General features: G+C 64.6%; 20 protein-coding genes. 12 read left to right on the forward strand and 8 right to left on the reverse strand.

Annotated features, from left to right (window positions below):
* Window positions 1-58: 58 nt before the first annotated feature.
* The 4 genes from ACV22W_RS10200 to ACV22W_RS10215 all read right to left on the reverse strand — a co-directional run bounded on the left by ACV22W_RS10200 (window position 59) and on the right by ACV22W_RS10215 (window position 4991).
* Entirely contained in the window at window positions 59-1618 is a 1560-nt protein-coding gene (locus ACV22W_RS10200; protein ID WP_057924316.1) for a DHA2 family efflux MFS transporter permease subunit, read from the reverse strand.
* Between the two features lie 27 nt (window positions 1619-1645).
* Window positions 1646-2863, reverse strand: a complete 1218-nt coding sequence (locus tag ACV22W_RS10205; protein ID WP_448019023.1) for an HlyD family secretion protein — start codon at window positions 2861-2863, stop codon at window positions 1646-1648.
* A gap of 52 nt (window positions 2864-2915) precedes the next feature.
* On the reverse strand, window positions 2916-4412 hold the full coding sequence (locus ACV22W_RS10210; protein ID WP_448019024.1) for an efflux transporter outer membrane subunit: 1497 nt from the start codon (window positions 4410-4412) through the stop codon (window positions 2916-2918).
* A gap of 87 nt (window positions 4413-4499) precedes the next feature.
* Window positions 4500-4991 (reverse strand): MarR family winged helix-turn-helix transcriptional regulator, encoded by a 492-nt coding sequence (locus tag ACV22W_RS10215; protein ID WP_321805046.1) that lies wholly within the window; start codon window positions 4989-4991, stop codon window positions 4500-4502.
* Window positions 4992-5323: 332 nt separating this feature from the next.
* Between ACV22W_RS10215 and typA the strand changes: the two genes are divergently transcribed.
* The 6 genes from typA to ACV22W_RS10245 all read left to right on the forward strand — a co-directional run bounded on the left by typA (window position 5324) and on the right by ACV22W_RS10245 (window position 15009).
* Window positions 5324-7150: a translational GTPase TypA gene (gene typA / locus ACV22W_RS10220; protein WP_059467636.1), complete on the forward strand. Its 1827-nt coding sequence runs from the start codon at window positions 5324-5326 to the stop codon at window positions 7148-7150.
* A gap of 317 nt (window positions 7151-7467) precedes the next feature.
* Entirely contained in the window at window positions 7468-10332 is a 2865-nt protein-coding gene (locus tag ACV22W_RS10225) for a 2-oxoglutarate dehydrogenase E1 component (protein ID WP_059533036.1), read from the forward strand.
* 136 nt (window positions 10333-10468) lie between these two features.
* A complete protein-coding gene (odhB, locus tag ACV22W_RS10230) occupies window positions 10469-11746 on the forward strand; it encodes a 2-oxoglutarate dehydrogenase complex dihydrolipoyllysine-residue succinyltransferase (protein WP_059691809.1) in 1278 nt (425 codons plus the stop codon).
* 81 nt (window positions 11747-11827) lie between these two features.
* Window positions 11828-13258, forward strand: coding sequence for a dihydrolipoyl dehydrogenase (gene lpdA / locus ACV22W_RS10235; protein WP_057924323.1), 1431 nt, complete (start codon window positions 11828-11830; stop codon window positions 13256-13258).
* Between the two features lie 98 nt (window positions 13259-13356).
* Window positions 13357-14454 (forward strand): cell division protein ZapE, encoded by a 1098-nt coding sequence (zapE, locus tag ACV22W_RS10240; protein ID WP_059533030.1) that lies wholly within the window; start codon window positions 13357-13359, stop codon window positions 14452-14454.
* Between the two features lie 144 nt (window positions 14455-14598).
* Entirely contained in the window at window positions 14599-15009 is a 411-nt protein-coding gene (locus ACV22W_RS10245; protein ID WP_448019025.1) for a transposase, read from the forward strand.
* A 102-nt stretch (window positions 15010-15111) separates the two neighbouring features.
* Here the strand turns inward: ACV22W_RS10245 and ACV22W_RS10250 are convergent, their stop codons facing one another.
* From ACV22W_RS10250 to ACV22W_RS10265, 4 genes are all read right to left on the reverse strand, one after another.
* Complete coding sequence (locus ACV22W_RS10250) at window positions 15112-15573, reverse strand: DUF2147 domain-containing protein (RefSeq protein ID WP_448019026.1); 462 nt, start codon at window positions 15571-15573, stop codon at window positions 15112-15114.
* Window positions 15574-15739: 166 nt separating this feature from the next.
* Complete coding sequence (locus tag ACV22W_RS10255) at window positions 15740-17425, reverse strand: ShlB/FhaC/HecB family hemolysin secretion/activation protein (protein WP_059818075.1); 1686 nt, start codon at window positions 17423-17425, stop codon at window positions 15740-15742.
* A gap of 144 nt (window positions 17426-17569) precedes the next feature.
* Window positions 17570-18919: a collagen-like triple helix repeat-containing protein gene (locus ACV22W_RS10260; protein WP_448019027.1), complete on the reverse strand. Its 1350-nt coding sequence runs from the start codon at window positions 18917-18919 to the stop codon at window positions 17570-17572.
* 40 nt (window positions 18920-18959) lie between these two features.
* A complete protein-coding gene (locus ACV22W_RS10265; RefSeq protein ID WP_448019028.1) occupies window positions 18960-20636 on the reverse strand; it encodes a collagen-like triple helix repeat-containing protein in 1677 nt (558 codons plus the stop codon).
* Between the two features lie 667 nt (window positions 20637-21303).
* On the opposite strand from ACV22W_RS10265, the gene ACV22W_RS10270 reads away from it, so the two are divergent.
* The 6 genes from ACV22W_RS10270 to ACV22W_RS10295 all read left to right on the forward strand — a co-directional run bounded on the left by ACV22W_RS10270 (window position 21304) and on the right by ACV22W_RS10295 (window position 26293).
* Entirely contained in the window at window positions 21304-21510 is a 207-nt protein-coding gene (locus ACV22W_RS10270) for a Flp family type IVb pilin (protein WP_448019029.1), read from the forward strand.
* 87 nt (window positions 21511-21597) lie between these two features.
* Window positions 21598-22098 carry an A24 family peptidase gene (locus ACV22W_RS10275; protein WP_448019030.1) on the forward strand — a complete coding sequence of 167 codons (501 nt, stop codon included), beginning with the start codon at window positions 21598-21600 and terminating at the stop codon, window positions 22096-22098.
* Window positions 22095-22538: a TadE/TadG family type IV pilus assembly protein gene (locus ACV22W_RS10280; protein ID WP_448019031.1), complete on the forward strand. Its 444-nt coding sequence runs from the start codon at window positions 22095-22097 to the stop codon at window positions 22536-22538. The genes ACV22W_RS10275 and ACV22W_RS10280 overlap by 4 nt, the downstream gene beginning before the upstream one ends.
* 88 nt (window positions 22539-22626) lie before the next feature.
* Window positions 22627-23562 (forward strand): Flp pilus assembly protein CpaB, encoded by a 936-nt coding sequence (gene cpaB, locus ACV22W_RS10285; protein WP_448019032.1) that lies wholly within the window; start codon window positions 22627-22629, stop codon window positions 23560-23562.
* A 64-nt stretch (window positions 23563-23626) separates the two neighbouring features.
* Window positions 23627-24958 carry a type II and III secretion system protein family protein gene (locus tag ACV22W_RS10290; protein WP_448019033.1) on the forward strand — a complete coding sequence of 444 codons (1332 nt, stop codon included), beginning with the start codon at window positions 23627-23629 and terminating at the stop codon, window positions 24956-24958.
* Between the two features lie 60 nt (window positions 24959-25018).
* Window positions 25019-26293, forward strand: coding sequence for a fimbrial protein (locus ACV22W_RS10295; protein WP_448019034.1), 1275 nt, complete (start codon window positions 25019-25021; stop codon window positions 26291-26293).
* The last annotated feature ends 3 nt before the right edge of the window (window positions 26294-26296 follow it).

A 26296-nucleotide genomic window follows, 5' to 3' on the forward strand; every position in this document is an offset into this window, starting at 1 on the left:
AAAGCCCGGTCGAAATCGACCGGGCTTTTTGTTTGGTGTGTGCGTTCGAGCGCGGTGCTCAGTGTGCAGCCGACGCCGCCGCACCCGCATCGCCACCGCCGGCGCGTTCGGGCTTCGTGATCCAGATCAGTCCGATCAGCAGCACGAAGATCGCCGCCGAAATGTAGAACAGGTCGTTCACGCCGAGTTGCGCGGCCTGCTGCGTGGCCATGTTGTTGATGAGACCGTGCGCCTGGTCCTGCGTCAGCCCGAGGTTGCCCATCTGCGTGACGGCCTGGTTGAACGTCGGATTGTACGGGTTGGTCTGCTCGACCAGTTGCGCGTGGTGGAAATTGTTCCGGTGGTCCCACGCGGTCTGGAAGATCGACGTGCCGATGCCGCCGCACATGATCCGCACGAAGTTCGACAGGCCCGATGCCGCGGGAATGCGGTGGCCGGGCAGGCCGGACAGCGTGATCGACACGAGCGGGATGAAGAAGCCGGCCATCGCGATGCCTTGCACGAGGGTCGGCAGCGTCAGCGACCATTCGTCGACGCCGGTCGTGTAGCGCGAGCGCATCCAGAAGCACAGCGCGAACGTCAGGAATGCGGCGGTCGCGATGTAGCGTGGATCCGTGCGCGGCAGGAACTTGCCGGTCAGCGGCGACAGCAGGATCGCGAACAGCCCGACGGGCGCCATCACGAGGCCTGCATCGGTTGCCGTGTAGCCGATCTGGGTCTGCAGCCACAGCGGCAGCAGCACGAGGTTGCCGAAGTAGAGCCCGTAGCCGACCGCGAGGGCGATCGTGCCGCCCGTGAAGTTGCGCATCCGGAACAGCGACAAGTCGACGACCGGATGTTCGGCGGTCAGCTCCCAGATCACGAAGAACGCGAACGAAATGACCGCGATCAGCGCGAGCGCGATGATCGTCGTCGACGCGAACCAGTCGAGATCCTTGCCCTTGTCGAGCATGATCTGCAGCGAGCCGACCCACAGCACGAGCAGCGCGAGGCCGACGCCGTCGATCGGCGCGCGACGCACCGTGGATTCGCGCGTGCGATAGATCGACCAGGTGGCCAGCGCGGCGGCGATGCCGACCGGGATGTTCACGTAGAAGATCCACGGCCAAGAATAGTTGTCCGAAATCCAGCCGCCGAGGATCGGGCCCGCGACCGGTGCGATCAGCGTCGTCATCGACCATAGCGCGAGCGCCATCGGCGCTTTCGCGCGAGGGTAGCTCGACAGCAGCAGCGATTGCGACAGCGGAATCATCGGCCCGGCGACCGCCCCCTGGAGCACGCGCGATGCGAGCAGGAACGGCAGGCTCGGCGCCAGCCCGCACATCCACGACGAGATGACGAACAGGATGATCGATGCGAGGAACAGACGAACCTGCCCGAAGCGATCGGTCAGCCAGCCGGTCAGCGGCACGGAGATCGCGTTCGCGACGGCGAACGACGTGATGACCCACGTACCCTGGTCGGACGATACGCCGAGGTCGCCCGAGATGGTCGGGATCGCGACGTTCGCGATGGACGTGTCGAGCACGTTCATGAACACCGCGAGCGATACCGCGATCGTTCCGAGCACGAGTTGCCCGCCCTGCAGGGGCGGGTGGGAGACAGGAGCCTGTGCCATGTCGGTAGTTTTCCGGAATCGGAGCCGTTACATCATCTTTGCGGTGCCGGTCGACTTCGCCGCGGCCGGTGCCGGCGCGTTGCCGCCGGAATTCTCGGCGATGATGCGCGCGATCTCGGCGTCGGCTTCGTCGCCGTACTTCGCGAACACGTTGGTCTCGTAGACGGTGTTCTTTGCGTTGACCAGCTGGTCGCCGCGCTCGTCCTTGATGTCGACGTCGACCTGCATCGACAGGCCGATGCGCAGCGGGTGCTTCTCCAGATCCTTCGGATCGATCTCGATACGCACCGGCAGGCGCTGCACGACCTTGATCCAGTTGCCCGTCGCATTTTGCGCCGGCAGCAGCGAGAACGCCGAACCCGTGCCGGCCGAGAAGCCGACGACCTTGCCGTGGTAGACGGCCGACGAGCCGTAGATGTCGGCGGTCAATTCGACCGGTTGGCCGATGCGCATGTGCTTGAGCTGGACTTCCTTGAAGTTGGCGTCGACCCACACCGCGTTCAGCGGCACGACCGACATCAGCGGGTTGCCCGGCGACACGCGCTGGCCGACCTGCACCGAGCGCTTCGCGACATAGCCGGTGACCGGCGCGGGCAGCACGTTACGCGCGTTCGCGAGGTACGCGTCGCGAACTTTCGCTGCCGCGGCCATCACGTTCGGGTGCGACGCGATCGTCGTGTTCGCGGTCAGTGCACGGTTCGACGCGAGCTGCTGTTGCGCGGCGTCGACCGACGCCTGCGCGGCGCGCACCGCGTCGCGTGCGTGGGAGATTTCTTCCTGCGATACGGCGCCCGTCTGCGCGACGGCCACCCGGCGGCGCAGGTCGTCCTGCGCCTTCGACAGGTCGGACTGACGCAGCGCGACCTGCGCGCGGTACTGATCGTCGTTGACGAACAGGCCGCGTACCTGGCGTACCGTCTGCGCGAGGTTGGCCTCGGCCTGCTGCAGCGCGACCTGCGAGTCGGCCGGGTCGAGCACGACCAGCGGATCGCCGGCCTTGACCGTCTGCGTGTCGTCGGCCTTCACGGCGATCACGGTACCCGTGACCTGCGGCGTGATCTGCACGACGTTGCCGTTCACGTACGCGTCGTCGGTCTCTTCATGGAAGCGCGAGACCAGGAAGTAGTACAGACCGTACGCGATGGCGGCGATCACGATGACCGCGATCAGCAGCGTCATCATCCGTTTGCGCTTCCCGTTGTTCTGCGCCTGTGCGCTGGCGGCGTTTTGTTGAGGGTCGCTCATGGCGATTTTCTCCGTCCGTTATTTCGAGTGTCTGCGTAGTGGTGGCGCCGGATCAGTTGGCGGCCTGTTTCGTCTGCTTGTCGGCGTCGGGCGCGGCGAGCCGCGTGCCGGTCGCGTCGAACCCGCCGCCGAGCGCCTTGATCAGCGCGAGCTGCATGTCGCGCCGGCGCATCTTCAGGTTCGTCACCGTCTGTTCGGACGCGAGGCGGTTGCTGTCGGCGGTCAGCACCTGGAGCTGCGGCGACAGGCCGGCCTTGTAGCGGATCACGGCAAGGTCGTATGCACGCGTCGACGCGTCGAGCGCACGCTGCGCGTCGTCCATCTGGCGATCGACCGCGCGAATCGACGCGACCTGCGTCGCGACGTCGTTCAGCGCGCTGATGAGCGTCTGGTTGTAGTTCGCGACCGTCAGGTCGAAGTCTGCATAGCGGCCCTTGAGCTGTGCGCGCAACGCACCGGCATCGAAGATCGGCAGGTGGATGGCGGGGCCGAACTGCGCCTGGCGGCTCGCGAAATTCAGGAATTTGCCCCAGCCGAACGCATCGAAGCCGAAGCCGGCAGCGAGGTTGACGTCGGGGAAGAATTCGGCCTTCGCTTCCTTCACGTCGTGCATCGCGGCCTCGACTTGCCAGCGCGCGGCGACGATGTCGGGACGGCGCGACACGAGGTCGGCCGGCAGGTTGCCGGGCAGTGCGACTTCGCCGGTCGGGTTCATCACGGGCGCGGCGATCTGCAGCCCACGGTCCGGGCCCTTGCCGAGCAGCGCGGCGAGTTGGTAGCGCACGGTCGTGATCTGGCCGTCGAGGTCGGACAGCGACGCCTGGGTCGTCGCGATGTTGCCGCGTGCGGTCTGGCGCTCCACGTTGGTATCGAGGCCGGCCGATACGCGGCCGTCGGTGATCTTGCCGACCGTCTGACGGTTGGTGATCTCGCGTTGCGCGATGTCGCGCAGCGCATACAGTTGCGCAAGCGAGTTGTACGTGCGGGCGACCGACGACGCGAGCGTGATGCGCGCCTGCTGCATGTCGGCTTCGGCGGCTTTTTCCTGCGACACGGCCGTATGCAGGCGCTCGCGGTTCTTGCCCCACAGGTCGAGATCCCACGACGCGCTCGCGAGCGCGTTGTTCTCGCTATACCACTGGCCGCCGTACGGGGGCGGAAACAGTGCGTTCGACGAGTACAGCTCGCGCGTCCACGAATAGCTGGCTTCGGCCTTCGGCATCAGGTTCGAGCGCGACGATTCGATGTACGACGACGCCTTCGCGATGCGCGCCTGCGCCTGCGCGATCGACGGGCTGCCCTGGAGCGCCTCGTCGACCAGCTTCGGCAGTTGCGGATCACCGAACTGGTTTGCCCAGTCCAGCGCCGGCCACTGGCCGCCCTGGGCGGGCAGGCTCTGGGCAGTTTCGAATTGCGACGCGGGAGCGATCTGCTTGTCGCTCTTTATGCCGATGTAGTTTGCGCAGCCCGCCAGCGCCAGCGCGGCGACCGCGGCGGCGACGGCGGCGCGGCACGACCCGGCGCGCACGGACAACGGGGAGGATTTCATCGCGCTGTTCCCTGACTCGGAATGAATGATGGACACTGCAAGGATTTCCTTACATTAATCTGTCAAAAGTAATTGTTATGGCAACTATTACGTGATGCTGCCGCCGGCCGTCTCGCAATAGTTGCTGAGAATGCGGCGCAGCATGCTCTTCAGGAACCCGACTTCTTCAGGTGTAAAACCGTCCAGCAGTTCGTCCAGCACGCTGCGGAATACCGGCGGCAGCCGCTCGGCCAGCGCGCGGCCCTCGTCGGTGAGCTCGAGGCGCACGACCCGCCGATCCTCGATGCTGCGCACGCGGGACAGCAGGCCGCGCTTCTCGACGCGATCGAGCAGGCGCGTGACCGCGCTCGCGTCGATCCCGTATTCCCGGGCGAGCTCGGCGGCCGTCGAGCATTTGCCGACCGCGATCATGAACAGCATGCTCGCCTGCGTGCCCGTGATGCCGAGCTCTTCCTGCGTGCGCTGCGTGACGAGGTTGGTCATCACGGATTTCACGCGCGACATCAGATAACCGACGCTGTCGTTCATCTGATACGAGGACAGCGGCGAAACAGGCGATTGAGAAGGAGAATCCGACATAAAACCCTGAAGCTGCAATAGTTGACTAGGCAGCAGTATAGGCACAATTGCTTGCCGCGGCAAATATTAATCGAACGGGCGAGGGCGCGCTCCGCGCCCCTAAATTCCCTTGTCGCCGGCAGGGTCTTCGGCTTGCCGTCGGCGATGTGGGTCGGTCGACTCCCTTTTGCGACGAGGGCAGGGGTGCGTCGTTTGCTGCGTTGCAAAGGCCAGTCCGGCTTTCGACATCCTCACGTGCTATAATTTGCGGTTTCCAAGCTGCAACGCGCGCGCACGTGTCCCGGTGACTGACGAGCGTGCGCGTTTGCGCGTTCAACGATTTCCAGGTTTCTATGACCCGCGCCCTTCGCAACATCGCCATCATCGCTCACGTCGACCACGGCAAGACCACGCTCGTCGACCAACTGCTTCGCCAGTCCGGCACCTTCCGCGAGAACCAGCAGATTGCCGAGCGGGTGATGGACTCGAACGACATCGAAAAAGAGCGCGGGATCACGATTCTCGCGAAGAACTGCGCGGTCGAATACGAAGGCACGCACATCAACATCGTCGACACGCCTGGGCACGCGGACTTCGGTGGCGAGGTGGAGCGCGTGCTGTCGATGGTCGACTCGGTGCTGCTCCTGGTCGACGCCGTCGAGGGCCCGATGCCGCAAACGCGCTTCGTCACGAAGAAGGCGCTCGCGCTTGGTCTGAAGCCGATCGTCGTCATCAACAAGATCGACCGTCCGGGCGCGCGGATCGACTGGGTCATCAACCAGACCTTCGACCTGTTCGACAAGCTCGGCGCGACCGAAGAGCAGCTCGACTTCCCGATCGTCTACGCATCGGGCCTGAACGGCTACGCATCGCTCGATCCGGCAACCCGCGAAGGCGATATGCGCCCGCTGTTCGAGGCGATCCTCGCGCACGTCCCGGTCCGCCCGGCTGATCCGGAAGCGCCGCTGCAGCTCCAGATCACGTCGCTCGATTATTCGACGTATGTCGGCCGGATCGGCGTCGGGCGCATCACGCGCGGCCGCATCAAACCGGGTCAGCCGGTCGTGATGCGCTTCGGTCCGGAAGGCGACGTGCTGAACCGCAAGATCAACCAGGTGCTGTCGTTCAAGGGCCTCGAGCGCGTGCAGGTCGAGTCGGCGGAAGCCGGCGACATCGTGCTGATCAACGGCATCGAAGACGTCGGCATCGGCGCGACGATCTGCGCCGTCGATACGCCGGAAGCGCTGCCGATGATCACCGTCGACGAGCCGACGCTGACGATGAACTTCCTCGTCAATTCGTCGCCGCTGGCCGGCCGCGAAGGCAAGTTCGTGACGAGCCGCCAGATCCGCGACCGCCTGATGAAGGAGCTGAATCACAACGTCGCGCTGCGCGTGAAGGATACCGGCGACGAAACGGTGTTCGAAGTGTCGGGCCGCGGCGAACTGCACCTGACGATTCTCGTCGAGAACATGCGCCGTGAAGGCTACGAGCTGGCCGTGTCGCGTCCGCGCGTCGTGATGCAGGAAATCGACGGCGTGCGGCACGAGCCGTACGAGCTGCTGACCGTCGACGTCGAGGACGAGCATCAGGGCGGCGTGATGGAAGAGCTCGGTCGCCGCAAGGGCGAAATGCTCGACATGGCGTCGGACGGCCGCGGTCGCACGCGTCTGGAATACAAGATCTCGGCGCGCGGCCTGATCGGCTTTCAGAGCGAATTCCTGACGCTGACGCGCGGCACGGGCCTGATGAGCCACATCTTCGACTCGTACGCACCGGTCAAGGACGGCTCGGTCTTCGAGCGCCGCAACGGCGTGCTGATCTCGCAGGACGACGGCGCTGCCGTGGCTTACGCACTGTGGAAGCTGCAGGATCGCGGCCGCATGTTCGTGAAGCCGGGCGACGCGCTGTATGAGGGCATGATCATCGGTATCCACAGCCGCGACAACGACCTCGTCGTGAACCCGATCAAGGGCAAGCAGCTGACCAACGTGCGTGCGTCGGGCACCGACGAAGCCGTGCGTCTCGTGCCGCCGGTCCAGATGTCGCTCGAATACGCGGTCGAATTCATCGACGACGACGAACTCGTGGAAGTGACGCCGCAGTCGATCCGTCTGCGCAAGCGCTTCCTGAAGGAGCACGAGCGTCGCCGCGCGAGCCGCGAAGGCGCGGTCGACTAAGCATCGGCTGTTCCCGTGCATGACGAAAAAGGCTGCCTTCGGGCGGCCTTTTTTGCATCTGCGCAGTGTGCAATCGGGCGGGTTGCAAAACACTGTTCCCGCGAGTCGCGGCAATCCGGCGAAACCCCGTCACGCGGTGCTTTCAGCCGCATTTCGCCGTGAACTTCGGTATCGGTTCTGTGATATGCTGCGCGCACGCAAGTTTTAGGTCCTTCCAAGCAAGACTTGATTCGCAATCCGCTAAACGGTCAGGCCGTGTCGCGGAAGGTTGAGTAACCCGCTATTTCTCGAGAAGCTCGAAGAAAGGTGAGCGTAAAATGTCAGATGTAATGAAGCAGTTTCAGCTGAACTCCTATCTGTTCGGCGGCAATGCTTCGTACGTTGAAGAACTGTACGATGCATACCTCAACAATCCGGCATCGGTGCCGGAGAACTGGCGAGAGTATTTCGACGCGCTGCAGAACGTGCCTGCAACCGACGGCTCGAACGCCAATGACGTCGCTCATTTCCCGATCGTCGAATCGTTTGCCGAGCGTGCGAAGGCCAATGCCTTCATCCCGCGCGAAAGCACGAGCAATCTGGCGACCGCGCGCAAGCAGGTCCACGTCCAGTCCCTCATCAGCGCATATCGCTTCCTCGGCTCGCAATGGGCCAATCTGGATCCGCTGAAGCGTCGCGAACGTCCCGCCATCCCCGAACTCGAACCCGCGTTCTACGACTTCTCCGAAGGCGACCTCGACCAGACGTACAGCGCAAGCAACCTGTATTTCGGTTTCGACCAGGCTTCGCTGCGCGACATCGTCAAGGGCCTGCGTGACACGTACTGCGGCACGATCGGCGCCGAATACATGTACATCAGCGATCCGGAGCAGAAGCGCTGGTGGCAGGAGCGCCTGGAATCGACCCGCGCGACGCCGTCCTTCTCGATCGACAAGAAGAAGCACATCCTGAATCGCCTGACGGCGGCGGAAGGCCTCGAGCGCTATCTGCACACCAAGTACGTCGGCCAGAAGCGCTTCTCGCTCGAAGGCGGCGAAAGCTTCATCGCGGCGATGGACGAAGTCGTCCAGCACGCAGGCAAGACCGGCGTGCAGGAAATCATCATCGGCATGGCGCACCGCGGCCGTCTGAACGTGCTGGTCAACACGCTGGGCAAGATGCCGGCCGACCTGTTCGCCGAATTCGAAGGCAAGCACGTCGACGACCTGCCGGCAGGTGACGTGAAGTACCACAAGGGCTTCTCGTCGGACGTGTCGACCGAAGGCGGCCCGGTCCACCTGTCGCTCGCGTTCAACCCGTCGCACCTCGAAATCGTGAACCCGGTGGTCGAAGGTTCGGCGAAGGCACGGATGGACCGTCGCGGCGACGAAGACGGCCTGCAGGTGCTGCCGGTGCAGATCCACGGTGACGCGGCCTTCGCTGGCCAGGGCGTCGTGATGGAAACGCTGAACCTCGCGCAGACGCGCGGTTACGGCACGCACGGCACGCTGCACATCGTCATCAACAACCAGATCGGCTTCACGACGTCCGACCCGCGCGACGCGCGCTCGACGCTGTACTGTACCGACGTGGTCAAGATGATCGAAGCGCCGGTGCTGCACGTGAACGGCGACGATCCGGAAGCCGTCGTGCTCGCGATCCAGATCGCGATCGACTACCGGATGCAGTTCCACAAGGATGTCGTGATCGACATCGTCTGCTTCCGCAAGCTGGGTCACAACGAGCAGGACACGCCGGCGGTCACGCAGCCGCTGATGTACAAGAAGATCGCGCAGCACCCGGGCACCCGTGCGCTGTACGCCGAGAAGCTCGTGCAGCAGGGCGTGATCACCGCCGAAGACGCCGACAACTACGTGAAGGCGTACCGCAAGGCGATGGACGACGGCCACCACACCGTCGATCCGGTCCTGTCGAACTACAAGAGCAAGTACGCGGTCGACTGGGTTCCGTTCCTGAACCGCAAGTGGACGGATGCAGCCGATACGGCCGTGCCGCTCGCCGAACTGAAGCGCCTCGGCGAACGCATCACGACGGTGCCGGAAAACTTCAAGGTCCACCCGCTCGTCGAGCGCGTGATCAACGACCGCCGCAACATGGCGCGCGGCGACCAGCCGCTCGACTGGGGCATGGGCGAACACCTCGCATTCGCGTCGCTCGTCGCATCGGGCTACTCGGTGCGCCTGACGGGCCAGGACTCGGGCCGCGGCACGTTCACGCACCGTCATGCGGTGCTGCACGACCAGAACCGCGAGCGCTGGAACGACGGCACGTACGTGCCGCTGCAGAACATCGCCGACGGTCAGGCGAAGTTCACGGTGATCGACTCGGTGCTGTCGGAAGAAGCGGTGCTGGGCTTCGAATACGGTTACTCGACCGCCGAGCCGAACACGCTCGTGCTGTGGGAAGCCCAGTTCGGCGACTTCGTCAACGGCGCGCAGGTCGTGATCGACCAGTTCATCTCGTCGGGCGAAGTGAAGTGGGGCCGCGTGTCGGGTCTGACGATGCTGCTGCCGCACGGCTACGAAGGCCAGGGTCCGGAACACTCGTCGACGCGTATCGAGCGTTTCCTGCAGCTGTGTGCCGATCACAACATGCAGGTCGTTCAACCGACGACGCCGGCACAGATTTTCCACCTGCTGCGTCGCCAGATGATCCGTCTGTTCCGCAAGCCGCTGATCGTCGCAACGCCGAAGTCGCTGCTGCGCCACAAGGAAGCGGTGTCGGACCTGTCGGAACTCGCGAAGGGTTCGTTCCAGCCGGTGCTGGGCGAGACCGACGGCGGCATCGACGCGAAGAAGGTCAAGCGCGTGCTGGTGTGCTCGGGCCGCGTGTACTACGACCTCGTCGCGCATCGCCGCGAAGCGAAGGCGAACGACGTCGCGATCATCCGTATCGAGCAGTTGTATCCGTTCGCGCACAAGCAGTTCGAAGCCGAAATGAAGAAGTACGAGAACGCGACTGAAGTGGTCTGGGTGCAGGACGAGCCGCAGAACCAGGGCCCCTGGTTCTACGTCGAGCACCACCTGAAGGAAGGCATGAAGGAAGGGCAGAAGCTGGCATACAGCGGCCGTCCGGCTTCGGCCTCGCCGGCGGTTGGCTACTACGCGAAGCACTACGAGCAGCAGAAGGCCCTCATCGAAGGTGCGTTCGGCCGCCTGAAGAGCGCATCGATCGCGAAATAATCGACGTCAAGCGAAACGGGAAGGCGCGCAGCGCTTTCCCGTGTCTTTTGGCCCGCCGGGCGCGTCGCGCGCCGCACCGGCCGAAGGAATCGCACGAACCTCGTCATTACCCAGATTAAGCATCCAGGAAAATCACATGGCTATCGTAGAAGTCAAAGTCCCCCAGCTTTCGGAGTCGGTTTCGGAAGCCACCATGCTGCAGTGGAAGAAGAAGCCGGGCGAAGCAGTCGCGCAGGACGAAATCCTGATCGAACTCGAGACCGACAAGGTCGTGCTCGAAGTGCCGGCACCGGCCGCGGGCGTGCTCGCGCAAGTGCTGCAGAACGACGGTGACACGGTCGTCGCCGACCAGATCATCGCGACGATCGACACCGAAGCGAAGGCAGGTGCTGCCGAAGCAGCGGCGGGCGCCGCGGAAGTGAAGCCGGCCGCAGCACCCGCTGCAGCCGCACCGGCAGCACAGCCGGCTGCCGCGGTCGCATCGAGTTCGGCCGCCGCATCGCCGGCCGCAGCGAAGCTGCTGGCCGAGAAGGGCCTGTCGGCAGGCGACGTCGCAGGTTCGGGCCGCGACGGCCGCGTCACGAAGGGCGACGCGCTGGCCGCAGGCAGCGCACCGAAGGCTGCTCCGGCCGCCGCACCGGCGAAGACCGCCGCTGCAAAGCCGTCGCTGCCGGAAGTGAAGGTGCCGGCGTCGGCCACGACGTGGCTCAACGATCGTCCGGAACAGCGCGTGCCGATGTCGCGTCTGCGTGCACGTATCGCCGAGCGTCTGCTCGAGTCGCAGCAGACCAACGCGATCCTGACGACGTTCAACGAAGTCAACATGGCTCCGGTCATGGAGCTGCGCAACAAGTACAAGGACAAGTTCGAGAAGGAACATGGCGTGAAGCTCGGCTTCATGTCGTTCTTCGTGAAGGCGGCCGTGCATGCGCTGAAGAAGTTCCCGCTCGTGAACGCGTCGATCGACGGTAACGACATCGTCTATCACGGCTACTTCGACATCGGTATCGCCGTCGGCTCGCCGCGCGGCCTCGTGGTGCCGATCCTGCGCAATGCCGATCAACTGAGCCTCGCGGACATCGAGAAGAAGATCGCCGAATTCGGCCAGAAGGCGAAGGACGGCAAGCTGTCGATCGAGGAAATGACGGGCGGTACGTTCTCGATCTCGAACGGCGGCGTGTTCGGCTCGATGCTGTCGACGCCGATCATCAACCCGCCGCAGTCGGCCATCCTCGGCGTGCACGCGACGAAGGAGCGCCCGGTCGTCGAAAACGGCCAGATCGTGATCCGTCCGATCAACTACCTGGCACTGTCGTACGACCACCGGATCATCGACGGCCGCGAAGCCGTCCTGTCGCTCGTCGCAATGAAGGATGCGCTGGAAGATCCGGCACGCCTGCTGCTCGACCTGTAAGCCGAGTCTCACTGCATTGACCCGCTCCGCACGCTCGCGCACACGCGCGACCGTGCGGGCGTACAAGTAGAAAGGATTGTCATGTCCAAGGAATTTGACGTCGTCGTGATCGGCGCCGGCCCCGGCGGCTACATCGCCGCGATTCGCGCCGCGCAGCTCGGCAAGACCGTTGCCTGTATCGAGAAGTGGAAGAACCCGGCCGGCGCGCTGAAGCTCGGCGGTACCTGCCTGAACGTCGGCTGCATCCCGTCGAAGGCGCTGCTCGCCTCGTCGGAAGAGTTCGAGAACACGTCGCACCACCTGGCCGACCACGGCATCACGGTCGACGGCGTGAAGATCGACGTCGCGAAGATGCTCGGCCGCAAGGATGCGATCGTCGAGAAGATGACGAGCGGGATCGAGTTCCTGTTCAAGAAGAACAAGATCACCTGGCTGAAGGGCCATGGCAAGTTCACCGGCAAGACCGACGCCGGCGTGCAGATCGAAGTGAGCGGCGAGGGCGAGGCCGAAGTCGTCACCGCGAAGAACGTGATCATCGCGACGGGTTCGAAGGCGCGTCACCTGCCGAACATCCCGGTCGACAACAAGATCGTGTCGGACAACGAAGGTGCGCTGACGTTCGACTCGGTGCCGAAGAAGCTCGCCGTGATCGGCGCAGGCGTGATCGGCCTCGAACTCGGTTCGGTGTGGCGTCGCCTGGGCGCCGAAGTGACGGTGCTCGAAGCGCTGCCGGCGTTCCTCGGCGCAGCCGACGAAGCGCTCGCGAAGGAAGCGGCCAAGCTGTTCAAGAAGCAAGGCCTCGACATCCATCTCGGCGTGAAGATCGGTGACGTGAAGACGACGGCGAACGGCGTGTCGATCGCCTACACCGACAAGGACGGCAACGCGCAGACGCTCGACGCCGACCGCCTGATCGTGTCGGTCGGCCGCGTGCCGAACACCGACAACCTCGGCCTCGAGGCGATCGGCCTGAAGGCGAACGAGCGCGGTTTCATCGACGTGGACGACCACTGCCGTACCGCGGTGCCGAACGTCTATGCGATCGGCGACGTGGTGCGTGGTCCGATGCTCGCGCACAAGGCGGAAGACGAAGGCGTGCTGGTCGCGGAAGTGATCGACGGCCAGAAGCCGCACATCGACTACAACTGCATTCCGTGGGTGATCTACACGTACCCGGAAATCGCATGGGTCGGCAAGACGGAACAGCAGCTGAAGGCCGAAGGCCGCGAGATCAAGTCGGGCAAGTTCCCGTTCTCGATCAACGGCCGCGCGCTCGGCATGAACGCGCCGGACGGTTTCGTGAAGATGATCGCGGACGCGAAGACCGACGAACTGCTCGGCGTGCACGTGATCGCCGCGAACGCGTCGGACCTGATCGCGGAAGCCGTGGTGGCGATGGAGTTCAAGGCGGCGTCGGAAGACATCGCCCGCATCTGCCATCCGCACCCGTCGATGTCGGAAGTGATGCGCGAAGCGGCGCTCGCCGTCGACAAGCGCTCGCTGAACAGCTGAGCATGGTGTAGCGCCTGCCGGCCATCGGCCGGCGCAGCCGTCTCATGACGAAGGCGGGCGGGGTTTCCCGCTCGCCTTCGTTTTTTCCGGTTTGCCCGATGAACGTCACCGAATACTACACGCGCGAACTGACCACGCGCGGCTATCAGTCCGATCCCGCCCAGCGCGCGGCCGTCGATCGCCTGCAGTGCTGTTTCGACGAGTGGGTCGAATACAAGGCGCGTCGCTCGAACGCGTTCAAGAAGCTCATCAATCATCCGGACCTCCCGCGCGGCGTCTACATGTGGGGCGGCGTCGGCCGCGGCAAGAGCTTCCTGATGGACAGCTTCTACGCGGTGGTGCCCGTGCAGCGCAAGACGCGCCTGCATTTCCACGAATTCATGCGCGAGGTACACCGCGAACTCGAGGAGCTGAAAGGGCAGGCCGATCCGCTCGACGAGCTCGCGCGACGCATCGCGAAGCGCTACCGGCTGATCTGCTTCGACGAATTCCATGTGTCGGACATCGCGGATGCGATGATCCTGTACCGGCTGCTCGATCGCCTGTTCAACAACGGCGTGCAGTTCGTGATGACGTCCAACTACGATCCCGACGATCTGTATCCCGACGGCCTGCATCGCGACCGCATGCTGCCGGCGATCGCCCTGATCAAGCAAAAGCTCGACGTGCTGAACGTCGACGCGGGCGTCGACTATCGCCAGCGTACGCTCGCGCAGGTGCAGATGTACCACACGCCGCTCGGCGCGGACGCCGATCGCGAACTGCGTCATGCGTTCGCGAAGCTCGCCGCGGTGCCGGACGAAAGCCCGATCCTGCATATCGAGAAGCGCGAGCTGAAGGCGCTGCGCAAGGCCGACGGGGTCGTCTGGTTCGATTTCGCGACGCTGTGCGGCGGCCCGCGATCGCAGAACGACTATCTCGAGCTTGCCAGCCGCTTCCATGCGATCGTGCTGTCGGAAGTGCCGCAGATGTCGCCGCGAATGGCGTCGGAGGCGCGGCGCTTCACCTGGCTCATCGACGTGCTGTACGACCACAAGGTCAAGCTCCTGATGTCCGCGGCGGTGCCGGCGGAGCAGTTGTACGTCGAAGGGCCGATGGCGAACGAGTTCGCGCGCACGGTATCGCGAATCGTCGAGATGCAGTCGAAGGAGTACCTCGAAACGCCGCGCCGCATCGTCGATACTTCGCTGACCTGATCGCAGTTTTCAACAAGTGACCGACTTCAAACGTCAATTCCGGTCAAATTCTCGCGATCTCGGGGTATTTTCGGACTTGTCTTATGTTCACGGTTGAGGGTAGTCGATATCGTTGAGTCATGGTTCCTAAGGCTGGAGATGTCCATGACACCGTATCGCGATCTGACCGACCATGAGTGGCGCTGCGTCGTGCCGCTTCTGCCCGAAATGCAGCCGCGCACCGAGTTGCGGGGCCGTCCGTTGGCGAACACGCGCGCCGTCCTGAACGGCGTACTTTGGGTGATTTACAGCGGCGCGACCTGGTCCGCGATGCCGCGTCGCTACCCTTCATACCAGACGTGCCATCGCCGCTTCAAGGTATGGCACGAGACCGGCACGTTGATGCAGGTAATGCGCGAGTTGTACGGCGACGCCGGCGTGAATTTGTGCAAGGAGTTGTCCACGCGGATGCGCAAGCACGCGCAGTCGAAGGCAGCGGAGGTGCGCAGTGCCGCAGCGCCGGCGTATCGTGCACCGGGCAGCTACGTGCCGGATGCGCTGAAGCACGCGGCATGATATCGGGTGAATTCACTCGCGCCCACATCAAAACAAAATCGGCCTGACGACATCGTCGCAGGCCGATTTTTCATTGCGTTGCGCGTATCGACGCGCGTCGCGTTATTGTGCGCGAACCCAGGTCTGCGACCGGCCGAGCAGCGACACGCCGATGTAGCCGCGCACGACGAGCTTCTGGCCGCCGTCTTCGAGTGACATCTTGCACTTGTAGACCTTGCCGTTTTCCGGGTCGAGGATATTGCCGCCGTCCCAGTGGTCGCCGTCCTTCTTCATCGCCTTGATGATCGTCATGCCCTTGATGAGCTGATCCTTGCGCTCGTCCGTGCATGCGGTGCAGCGGCGATCGGGTGTGTCGTTGGCGCCGAGGCCCTTGACGACCTTCCCCGACAGCGAGCCTTCGCCGTCATCGGCGATCTGCACGAGCGCCTTCGGCTGATGCGTGTTGTCGTCGATCGTCTGCCACATGCCGACGGGGTTGTCGGCTTGGGCAAACACAGGTGCGGCGCAAGCGAGCAGCGCGCTTGCAATGGCCAGCGTGCGCAACGGGCGGGTCAGTTGAATCATCGTCTTCCTCCTTGTTTCATGTCGTATTCGATGCGCTCGCACGACCGTCTGCATGGGGCGGTGGCATGTTGCGAGCTTCGCCAGAATACGTGAAACCGCGCGCTGCGTTTGATAGAGGGGGTTCTAATCCAAACAGCCCGCGAGACGCGGGCTGTTTGGTGACTGATCAGTTGAGCTGATACGAGAACGCGGCATTCACGCGCGGGCTGCGCGAGGCGCTTTCGACCGGTGCATCGCCGACCGGCTTCGCGATATTCAGGTCGAGACTGTAGTAACGGCTGTCCGTAAATCGCACGCCGATGCCGACCGACGACAGACGGCTCGGCGACGGCGTCCCCGTATGCAGATACACGCGCGCCATGTCGTACGCGATGTACGGCGTGATGGATTTCATATACGTCCAGCCCGGCGTGAATCCGCGGTTGACCTCCAGCGACATCCCCCAGCCCGAGTCGCCGGACGTTTCACCGGGCTGGTAGCCGAGTGCATAGCGCGTCGAACCGAACGAGATCTGTTCCGACGTCGGCAGCGAGTCGGGGCTGTACTGGCCGGTCAGCGAAACCGACGTGCCGATCTTGAACGGCCATTCGTTGGTCTGTGTGAAGGTTGCGCCGGTGCGCACGAATGTCAGCGAGATCGGGCTGTCCACCGATGTCGTGTTCGAGCCGATCGTGATGTCCTGCGATTTCGACGCGCCGAGAATGTTGAAACCTTTCGCGACGTTGACGCTCAGCTTCTGTACCTGCTTGGCCGACACGCTCGTGTAATCGAGCTGCATTTGCAGCACGCGGACTTGCGAGCGCGTGTCGATGCTGTTGCCGGAGATCTTGTTCTGGTAACGGTCCTCGTTGTGCGACGCATAGCCCGATACGGTGCCGAGCAGGCTGCGCTGGTTGTTCAGCAGCAACGGATAGGAGGCCGAAAGACCGAGTTTCTCGTTCTTGACCGTGCGCTCGACGGTCGACGGCAGGCCCGGGTTGTCGGTCGGCTTGCCGCGATACGTGCTGGCGTCGAGGCGCGTGACCAGCCCGCTGCTGCCGACCGGCACCGCGCCGCTGAATGCCACGTAGGTCTGCTTGTCGCGTCCAGGCGGCACCAGCGCGGAAATGCTCAATTGCTCGCCGAACGACGTGAGGCCGTTCTCCGTCGCGGTGATGAGACCCTGGACGCCCGGATGATTGAAGTCGATGCCGGTGCTGATGTTGAACGCCTTGCGGTCGACGGCCAGTTCGAGCGTCGTGGCGCCGTCGGTCGTTTGCGGGGGCGGCACGTTGGCCTTCACCGTCACGCCGGGCAGGAGGCCGAACGTGTTCACGTAGCGTTCGAACGTCGCGCGGCGCAGCGGGCGATCGGCCGTGATGTGCGCGGCGATCGCGCGAATCTTCGATTCCATCGCGCCGGGCTTGCCGGTGACCTTGACGTCCGACACATAGCCCTCGACAACCGTGACGCGCACGACGCCGTTCTCGAACGTCTGCGCGGGAATGAACGCGAACGACAGCGCATAGCCGCGATCCTGATACAGCTTGGTTACGCCGTTCGCGGTTTCGATCAGCTCGCCGATCGTGATGTCCTTGCCGACGAGGGGGGTGAAGCGACGCGAGATTTCGTCGAAAGGCACCGACTTCACGCCTTCCACCTGGAACGTCGTCGGCGTCAGGTGCCGCGACAGTAACTCCTGTAATTGCGGTGCCTGCGGCGCGACCTGCACGGTGACGCTCGGGCCTTTCTTTGGTGCGTTGATCTGCGGGAGGGAGTCGAGCGGGTTGCCTGCCGCGCGTGTCTGTGCATGTGCCGTGCCTGCTGCTGCGATGGCGAGCAGCATCATCCATCTGTCGAGTCTGGATTTCATTGTTCTTCCTCGTAGGCCTTGCTTTTCGTCTTCTTTCTAATGCAGGCGCGCGACACCAGGGTGTCGCGCGCCGCGTGCCGCATTGCCGGTTGTGTTTGTACGGCCGCGCCTCATGCTCCGGCTGCAAAGGCGCAACCGTCCTCCTTACTTGCCAACGCTACCCAGCGTGCCCAGCAACCCCGTTACCGGCGCGAGGAGTCCCGTCGAGCTGCCCGGCGATGCCGTTCCCGTCACGCCGCCGACGAGCGACGTGACCGGTGCGAGCGGATTCGACGAAGCCCCGGACCCCGCTGCACCGCCGACTGCTCCGGTGACAGTATTCAGCAAACCGGTGACGGGCGCGAGCGGGTTTGCACCGCCTGCGCCACCCGTTGCGCCGCCGAGCGTGCCCGTGAGCGTCGACACGAGACCGGTGACGGGCGCGAGCGGGTTGCTGCCCGAGCTGCCCGTTGCGCCACCGACTGCGCCGGTGAGCGAACCGAGCGGCGTCGAACCGAGACCGGACAACAGGCCGCCGAGCGGGTTCGTCGAGCCGGAGCCCGACGACGAGCCGTTTTGTACGGTAGTCGTCGAGCCGCCGACGAGGCTCGTGATCAGGCCGGGGATCGGCGCCGCGCCGTTCGGCCCGTTCGGGTTCACGAGGCCGCCAGCGTTGGTCACGGTGTTGCCGACCGCGGTGACGAGCTGGCCGACGTCGCCGACGAGCGGCTGATTCGACGTGCTGCCGACCTGCTTGCCCGCCGAGCTGATTGCGCCGCCGATCTGGCCCAGCAGGCCCGACACCGGTTGTCCGAGACCCGTGGTCGTGCCGACCTGCTGCGTGACCTGACCGGCGGTGATCACCAGCGGCGTGATGGCCGAACTGAGCGGCTGCGTCACTTGCTGCACGGCGCCCGACGACAGCGTCGAGCCGATCGTCGTGCCCGCGGCCGACAGGCCGTTGGCGACCGTGTCGAGCGCGGTGCCGACCGGCGTCGTCACAGGGGCGAGCGGTGCGAGCGGACCCGTGCCGAGCGCCTTGACCGTCGAGCTCAGCCCGGACACGGTATTGCTCGTCGCGCCGACGACATTCCCGAGGCCGGCGACCGTCGTGCCGACGGGATCCTTGATCGAGCCGGTCTGTCCGAGCCCGTTGCTCAGCGCATCGGCAGCCGCGTTGATGATCGTGCCGGTGCTCGAGACGGTGCTGCCGACACCCTTCGTCACGCCGTCGCCGAGGCCCGGCAGGCTGACGTTGCCGATCGTGCTGCCGAGATCGGTTGCGGTCTGGCCGATCGTGCTGACGGCGCCCTTGGTGCCGGTGGACGAGCCACTGGTGCCGCTCGTGCCGCTGGTACCGCTCGTGCCGCTGGAGCTGCCGCCGTTGCTGCTGGTCGGCGGCGTGCTGACGCTGTTGCCGCCGCAAGCAGCCAGCAGGCACGCTGCGGCGAAGGCGGTGAGGGGCACGCGCCACTGGCGCAGGACGACCGTCGTGATGGAACGTTGCTGGGACATGATGGACTCCTCGCTGTCTTGTCGATGAATGGATGTTCGATTACTTGCCGTGCGTGCCGCCGAGCAGACCGCCGATCAGCGACGTGACAGGCGCGAGCAGGTTCGAGCCGGAGCCCGAATTCGTGGCGCCGCCCGTGGTGCCGCTCAGTGCCGGCACGCCGACCGTGCTGGTGACGGACGACACTGCGCCCGTTACGGGGGCGAGCGGGTTGCCGGTGCCTGCGCCGCCCGTTGCGCTGCCGAGCGCACCGGTGACCGTGGAGACCAGGCCCGTGACCGGGGCAAGCGGACCGCTGCTGCCGCCGGCTACGCCGCCAAGTGCGCCCGTGACCGTGGAGAGAAGGCCGGTGACCGGAGCGAGCGGGCCGCCGCTGGTGCCGCCCGTCGCGCCGCCGAGTGCGCCGGTGACGGTCGAGACGATGCCCGTCACCGGAGCGAGCGGGCCGCCGCTGGTGCCGCCCGTCGCGCCGCCGAGTGCGCCGGTGACGGTCGAGACGATGCCCGTCACCGGGGCGAGCGGGCCGCCGCTGGTGCCGCCCGTTGCGCCGCCGAGTGCGCCGGTGACGGTCGAGACGAGGCCCGTCACCGGGGCAAGCGGGCCGCCGCTGGTGCCGCCCGCTGCACCGCCGAGTGTGCCGGTGACCGTCGTGAGGAGGCCCGTGAGCGGCGCGAGCGGGTTGGTTGCGCCGCCGGTGCCGCCCGTGAACAGGCCGCCGACAGCCTTCACGGTGTTGCCGGTCGACGAGACGGTGTTGCCGAGGCCCGTCGTGACGGGGTTGCCGCCCGTCGATGCGATCAGCGCGCCACCCTGGTTCAGGCCGTTGCCGATCGTGCCGAGCAGCATGTTGAGCGGGGCGCCGAGGCCGGTGGTCGTCCCGATCGTCTGCGTCGTCTGACCGACCATCGTCGTGATCGGCGTGATCGCCGAGCTGACGGTTTGCGTGACCTGCTGGATCGGACCGGTCGACAACACGTTGGACAGCGTGGTGCCGCCGCTCGATACGGCGTTGCCGACTTGCGTCACGAGGCCGCCGACGGCGCCGGTGACGGGAGCGAGCGGCGACAGCGGGCCGCTGCCGAGGCTCGTGACCAGGTTGCCTGTTTGCGTGACCGCGCCGCCGAGCTGGTTCACCGCGCCGCCGGTGCTGGCGACCGTGACGCCGATCGGGTCGTTCGTCGCGCCGAGCTGGCCGAGGCCGCTACCGAGGCCGTTGCCGAGCGCCGTCACCGCACCGCCGACGTTCTGCACGATGCCGCCTGCTGCCTGCGTCGTGCCCGGGTTGACGCCGGGCAGCGACTGGCCGGCGATCATGGAGCCGATGCCGGATACGGTGCCGCCGAGACTCGTGACGAGATTGCTGCTGCTTGCGAGGACGGTTCCCACCGCGTTCGACGACACACCGGAGGTGCCGCTCGTGCCGCTGCTCGTTCCACTCGTGGTGCCGCTGGTGCTGCCGCTCGTCGAGCCGCTCGTGCTGCCGCTGGTCGAGCCGCTGGTGCTACCCGACGTGCTGCCGCTCGTCGAACCGGACGTGCCGCCGGAGGTGCCGCCGCCCGACGTGGAGATCGAATCGCCACCGCCGGAGCTGGAGCCACCGCTGAGCCCCTTGCTGATGGAGCCGGAACCGCCGCACGCGGAGAGGGAAAGCATGGCTGCCACGGTGGCCGCGATCATAGTCGTCCGGAGCGTGCCATGAGGGATAACCTGAATGTCCATTTCGTCCTCGCATTGAAGCTGATGTTGTGTTGAGTGATGCGGGGATTACTCTGCAACTGTCGTGCCATTTCGATGGCCGACAGTTCGATGATTGGTTTTAAACGAGGCAATTCCTTGTCGGAAAAGGGATTTAGGCAAACTGAAAGATTGTTGAATCTGTTTAAGCGCAGTCAAATGAGAACGGTTTCGGCCGTTTCGTAACGTAACGTCACAACATTGGCGTTACGCGTGCGGCGTAACGTGAGGGGCGGGCAGGGCTGGCGGGCGGGGGGATTGTTTTACTGATGGATTAGGTGTGCACATCTAACCTATCGTAAATCCTATGTGTAAATCGTACCGAAACGCCGTACAAATACGTTGCGCTCCCGGAAAGTTTTTTCGATCGGGTCTTAAAAGAGGTTGGAAGTTAAATAGGATCGGATATAGAATCCGGAGCAGGTGTAACGAAATGTACAGGTCGGTACACGACGTTCGAGGAGGGTCACTATCGCGAATGTTAACTTACATCAAATTGTGATACGCACCCCTCGGGGTGACATATAAAGAAAGCGCACTTGGCCGTCGTTTCACATGTGTAACGAACGGCTCGAGGCAAGGGCCAGATATACGGGGACGCACAACGTATAAAAGGCCAAAGAACGTACATACAGGCACGAGGAATTAAAAAATGAAAGCACTCATCAAGCGCTTCCTTAAGGAAGAAGACGGGGTTACCGCGATCGAATATGGTCTGATTGCGGGGCTGGTCGCTGTCGCCATCATCGCCGGTGTATCGTCGCTCGGCACCAATCTCAATTCGATGTTCTCGACCATCGGCACGTGCGTCAGCACGGTCGGTAGCTCGGGCGCAGCCGCGGCGTGCAAATTGGGCTAAGCAGTCCAAATCATTGTCTTTCGGCGTGATATCGAGCGGCTTGCTGCGGCGAGCCGCTCGACTTATATCCGCGACCGGTCTGGCGCGATGGCATATCTCTTTTCTATCGGGGCGTTCCTGGCTTGGGCGGTGCTCGTCACGGCCAGTGACATTCGTTCCCGGCGTATTCCGAATTTGCTCGTTGTCGGCGGGTTGGTCGCCGCATTCGCAAGCGCCTTTTACGGTGCAAATCCGTTCGGCATCGTGCGTGTCCAGGCGCTGCTCGGCATGTTCGTCGGTATGGCGGGCCTCCTCCCGTTCTTTTTCCTGGGGGTGATGGGCGCGGCCGACGTGAAGGTGTTTGCCGTCCTGGGCGCGTGGTGCGGTATTCACGGCCTGCTGTGGCTCTGGATCGCCGCGAGCCTTGTAGCGGGGATTCACGCACTTGCCGTGCTGTTGTTGTCTCGCACGCCGCTCGGTACGTTGTGGCGGCGTGGCGCACCGGCGTTGACGATCGGTCGATATCGCGCGACACCTTATGGCGCGTGCCTCGCAATCCCTGCGGCCGTATGGCTCGTCTGCCTCGTCGCGGGAGGGAGCGTGCGATGAAACGGCAGAGGAAGCGGTGCGGATACGGGCGGCAGCGCGGAGCGACTGCAGTCGAATTCGCAATCATATTTCCGCTTTTCTTCGTGATCTGCTACGGAATCATTTGCTTCGGAATGGTTTTCGTGATTCAGCAAAGTTTGACGTTTGCCGCCAGTGAGGGCGCGCGCGCGGGCTTGAATTACGCCCCGGATTTGACGACTCGAACCGCGAAGGCGCAGGCGACCGCGATAAACGTCGTCAGTTGGCTGAATATCAGCGCGCCGAATGTCATGGTGCAGGCGCCTGCATGCAAATACGACGCATCGCTGTATTGCTTGTCGGTAACGGTGAGCTATTCGCCACAAGCTTGGGTAACGACCATGCCGTTTGTGGGCACCATTTTGACCCAGCCGTTGACAAGCACGGCGGTCGTCCAGATTTCGCAGTCGTTGCTTCAATGAGTTACGCATCGCGACGAGGCGGTTTTTGTCGTGCTAATTGTCAGACAAAAAGATTTGCACGGACCTTATCCGGTATCCATACGACAACATGGCCAATAACGTAACGAAGATCATCGCGGGGCTGCTGATTGCAATCGCCGTTCTGCTCGGAATCTATGCATGGATGCTCGGGCGCAGTTCGTCTAGTCCTGTCCCGGCGCAACCGGCAGCGGCGGCGACCCCGGTGCCGGTCGTGATCGCGACGCGCACGCTGTCGGTCGGTCAACCGATCGCCGCAGACGCGTTGAAGATTCAGCCGACCGCACCAGCGCCGGCAGGAGCGTTTTCCGATCCCGCCATACTGGTCGGTCGCGTGCCGGCGCGCGACATTCCGGCGTCGGCGCCCGTCGTCTCGGGCGCACTGGTGTCGGGTCTTGCCGAGGACGTCGAGCCGGGCGAACGCGCAATCGCGGTTCGCGTCGACGAAACCAATGCGGTCGGCAACCGGCTGCGGCCCGGTAATTTCGTCGACGTGTTCCTGAACCTGAAGCGGGAAGGGGGCGGCGCGATGTTCGACGGCGAAGTCTCGCAGACGCAGGCACGGCTCCTGATGTCGAAGGTTCGCGTGCTGTCGTTCGGCGACGCGACGCCGGATCGCGACAGCGGCAACAACACGAACGGCAGCAACGGCCAACCGAGCAACACGCGCATCGCGGTACTCGCGGTGCCAACCGCGCAGGTCGATGCGCTGACACTCGGCGAGGCGAGCGGCCGGCTGACGCTCGCGCTGCGAAACCCGCGCGACGACGAGCTTGCGACGCAGACGGTGGCGGTGCGCACGGACAACAAGCTGTCGCCGTCGGCCCTTGCCGCGGCCGGCGTATCGCTGCAACAGCTGTCCGGCACGTCGAGGACCGCTGTGGCCAACGTGAGCGTGCCGCCGCTGCCGTCGCGCCTGCCGCCGGCGATGCGACCAGGCGGCAGCGGAGGCGGGGGCAGCATCGAGGTGATCCGCGGCGGCCGGTCGGAAACGGTCGCGTATTGAACAACATCGATGGCAATCGATATCGGCGACGACAAGTAAAGGCCGTGCGACGGTCCAACAAACAATGAAAAACACACTGATTGCATTCGCGATTGCTCTCTGGACCCTGACATTCGCCTCCATTGCAAGCGCGAGCGGCACCATCGAGCTCGCGGTCGGCGCGCAGCGGCAGATTTCCGCGGGCCGCGCGCTGCAGCGGGTCGCCGTCGGCGATCCGGCAATCGCCGATGTGCTGATCATGAAGGGCAGTCGTTCGGGTTCGGTGCTGCTGACCGCGAAAGCGCCGGGCGCGACGAACGTGATGTTGTGGGAGCGTGGTCGCGACGAGCCGACGGTGTGGAGCGTGGAAGTCGTCGACGCGGCGGCGCAAGCGGTACTCGACGGCTCGACGCCGCAGGTGAAGGCGTACGGTGGGACGTCGGTGCTGCGGGGAACGTCGGTATCGCTCGATGCTCACGAACGGGCCGCGGCGGTCGCCAAAAACATGAGCCCCAAAGGCACGGTGATCGATCGCTCGACGCTGGCCGGCAAGAACGTCGTGCAGGTCGATGTGCGGGTGGTGGAATTCAGCCGTTCGGTGCTGAAGCAAATCGGCTTCAATTTCTTCAAGCAGAGCAACGGCTTTTCGTTCGGTTCGTTCGCGCCGGGCGGCGTGCAATCGTATAACGGCGCAGCGGGCCCGGGCACGGGCTCATACATTCCGACGCTTGGCGCGCCGGTTGCGTCAGCGTTCAACCTGGTCGTGAACGCAGCAGGACGAGGCATCTTCGCCGACCTGTCGCTGCTCGAAGCGAACAACATGGCGCGCGTGCTCGCGGAGCCGACGCTCGTCGCGCTGTCCGGTCAGAGCGCCAGCTTCCTCGCGGGCGGCGAGATTCCGGTGCCGGCGCCACAGGGACTCGGCTCGACCGCGATCCAGTGGAAGCAATACGGCGTCGGGCTGTCGCTGACCCCGACGGTGTTGAGCCCGAACCGGATCGCGCTGAAGGTCGCACCGGAATCGAGCCAGCTCGACTTCGTGAACAGCGTGACGATCAGCGGCGTCGCCGTGCCGGGGATCACGACGCGTCGTGCCGATACGACGGTCGAACTCGGTGACGGCGAGAGCTTCGTGATCGGTGGCCTGATCGATCGGCAGACATTGTCGAACGTGAGCAAGGTGCCGCTGCTCGGCGACCTGCCGATCATCGGCACGTTCTTCAAGAACCTGAACTACCAGCAGAACGACAAGGAATTGCTGATCATCGTGACACCGCATCTCGTCGCCCCGATTGCGAAGGGGGCGGTACTGCCTGCGACGCCCGGCGAGTTGTCGGAGCAGCGTGACGGGCCGGTGTGGCGATCCTATCTGGGCGGTGCGGCGTCGCCGGATGCAGCACCGGGGTTTTCGAAATGAATCTGAAGCATTGCGCGTCGCGGCACATCGCTACGCCATGCGTAATCGGGGGTGTTCGACATGAATGCACGAACCCAATCATTGTGTGAACCCGCCGTGACCGACTACTTCGTTTGTGCGTCGACAAAGGAAGCGCATGTGCGCTGGTTGGCCGATACGCTGGTTTCGGCCGGTGCGGTCGAGGCCGCGTCGCTGGAACCGGGTGTGCTGGCACAGCGCATCACCGGGCTCAATCCAGCGCTTGTGTTCATCGACTTCTCCGAACGCAGCGAAGCGGCGAGCGTCGCCGCAGCCGCGGTACGCGCGGCGCACCCGGGGTTGCCGATCGTCGCGCTCGGCTCGCTCACCCAGCCGGAGAGCACGCTCGCAGCACTGCGTGCAGGCGTGCGCGACTTCATCGACGTGTCGGCATCGGCCGAGGACGCGCTGCGAACGACGCGTGGGTTGCTGTCCCACGTCGGCGAGCCGACGAGCCGCCACGGCAAGGTCGTCGCGTTGCTCGGCGCGCGCGCGGGCATGGGGGTCAGCACGCTCGCCGCGAATCTCGCGGTCTGGCTGCAGAAGCGGGCGCTCGGCCCGGGTGCGACGGGCGGCCCGGACGGCGGTGTGCCGGCCGGTCGCCAGACTGCGCTGATCGATCTCGGGTTACCCGCCGGCGACGGCGCGCTGTTCCTGAACACGCGTTGCGAATTCCACTTCATCGATGCCGTGCAGAATCTGCGCCGCATCGATCGCACGTTCGTGAACACCGCGCTCACGCGACACCAGAGCGGCGTCGCACTGACGACGCTGCCGCCGGACCTCGCCGGATTGCGCGACGTGTCCTATGCGTCATGCATCGGGTTGCTCAACCGTTTCCGTGCGTTCTTCGACCAGCAGGTCGTCGATCTCGGCGGGTTCTCGAATCGCGAGTTCGTCACGCAGATCGCCGCATCGGCCGACGAGGCCTGGCTCGTTTGCGATCAGGGCGTCGCGTCGATCGTTTCGGCCGCCGACCTGCTCACCGGGCTGCGCGATGCGGGTGTCGATACCGATCGCGTCAAGCTCGTGGTCAACCAGTACGACGCCGCGCTGGACCTGATGCCCGGACAGATCGCCGAGCGTCTCGGGTTGTCGCTGGTCGGCACCTTGCCGGCACGTCGCGTCGCGATCGGCCATGCGGCAAACCAGGGGCGGCTCATCGTCGACGCGGCGGAGCGCGATCCGTATGTGCGCGCACTCGAATCCCTCGCCGCGCGGCTGCCCGGCGTATCGGGCATGGCGGGCGCGTCGCGCGCGGCGCCCGGCCTGTCGGCGCTCAAACGTTTCATTCAACCCTTGTCCAAGCGGTCATAACCG

It is taken from the genome of Burkholderia sp. AW49-1, assembly GCF_053427845.1.

Bases quoted from the DNA above. Each gene is read 5' to 3' on its own strand.
- ACV22W_RS10275 (WP_448019030.1), top strand. From the start codon at position 21,598: ATGGCATATCTCTTTTCTATCGGGGCGTTCCTGGCTTGGGCGGTGCTC.
- ACV22W_RS10225 (WP_059533036.1), top strand. From the start codon at position 7,468: ATGTCAGATGTAATGAAGCAGTTTCAGCTGAACTCCTATCTGTTCGGC.
- cpaB (WP_448019032.1), top strand. From the start codon at position 22,627: ATGGCCAATAACGTAACGAAGATCATCGCGGGGCTGCTGATTGCAATC.
- ACV22W_RS10260 (WP_448019027.1), bottom strand. From the start codon at position 18,919: ATGTCCCAGCAACGTTCCATCACGACGGTCGTCCTGCGCCAGTGGCGC.
- ACV22W_RS10205 (WP_448019023.1), bottom strand. From the start codon at position 2,863: ATGAGCGACCCTCAACAAAACGCCGCCAGCGCACAGGCGCAGAACAAC.
- ACV22W_RS10255 (WP_059818075.1), bottom strand. From the start codon at position 17,425: ATGAAATCCAGACTCGACAGATGGATGATGCTGCTCGCCATCGCAGCA.
- ACV22W_RS10265 (WP_448019028.1), bottom strand. From the start codon at position 20,636: ATGGACATTCAGGTTATCCCTCATGGCACGCTCCGGACGACTATGATC.
- ACV22W_RS10200 (WP_057924316.1), bottom strand. From the start codon at position 1,618: ATGGCACAGGCTCCTGTCTCCCACCCGCCCCTGCAGGGCGGGCAACTC.
- ACV22W_RS10270 (WP_448019029.1), top strand. From the start codon at position 21,304: ATGAAAGCACTCATCAAGCGCTTCCTTAAGGAAGAAGACGGGGTTACC.
- lpdA (WP_057924323.1), top strand. From the start codon at position 11,828: ATGTCCAAGGAATTTGACGTCGTCGTGATCGGCGCCGGCCCCGGCGGC.
- odhB (WP_059691809.1), top strand. From the start codon at position 10,469: ATGGCTATCGTAGAAGTCAAAGTCCCCCAGCTTTCGGAGTCGGTTTCG.
- ACV22W_RS10290 (WP_448019033.1), top strand. From the start codon at position 23,627: ATGAAAAACACACTGATTGCATTCGCGATTGCTCTCTGGACCCTGACA.
- zapE (WP_059533030.1), top strand. From the start codon at position 13,357: ATGAACGTCACCGAATACTACACGCGCGAACTGACCACGCGCGGCTAT.
- ACV22W_RS10250 (WP_448019026.1), bottom strand. From the start codon at position 15,573: ATGATTCAACTGACCCGCCCGTTGCGCACGCTGGCCATTGCAAGCGCG.
- ACV22W_RS10295 (WP_448019034.1), top strand. From the start codon at position 25,019: ATGAATGCACGAACCCAATCATTGTGTGAACCCGCCGTGACCGACTAC.
- ACV22W_RS10245 (WP_448019025.1), top strand. From the start codon at position 14,599: ATGACACCGTATCGCGATCTGACCGACCATGAGTGGCGCTGCGTCGTG.
- ACV22W_RS10280 (WP_448019031.1), top strand. From the start codon at position 22,095: ATGAAACGGCAGAGGAAGCGGTGCGGATACGGGCGGCAGCGCGGAGCG.
- ACV22W_RS10215 (WP_321805046.1), bottom strand. From the start codon at position 4,991: ATGTCGGATTCTCCTTCTCAATCGCCTGTTTCGCCGCTGTCCTCGTAT.
- ACV22W_RS10210 (WP_448019024.1), bottom strand. From the start codon at position 4,412: ATGAAATCCTCCCCGTTGTCCGTGCGCGCCGGGTCGTGCCGCGCCGCC.
- typA (WP_059467636.1), top strand. From the start codon at position 5,324: ATGACCCGCGCCCTTCGCAACATCGCCATCATCGCTCACGTCGACCAC.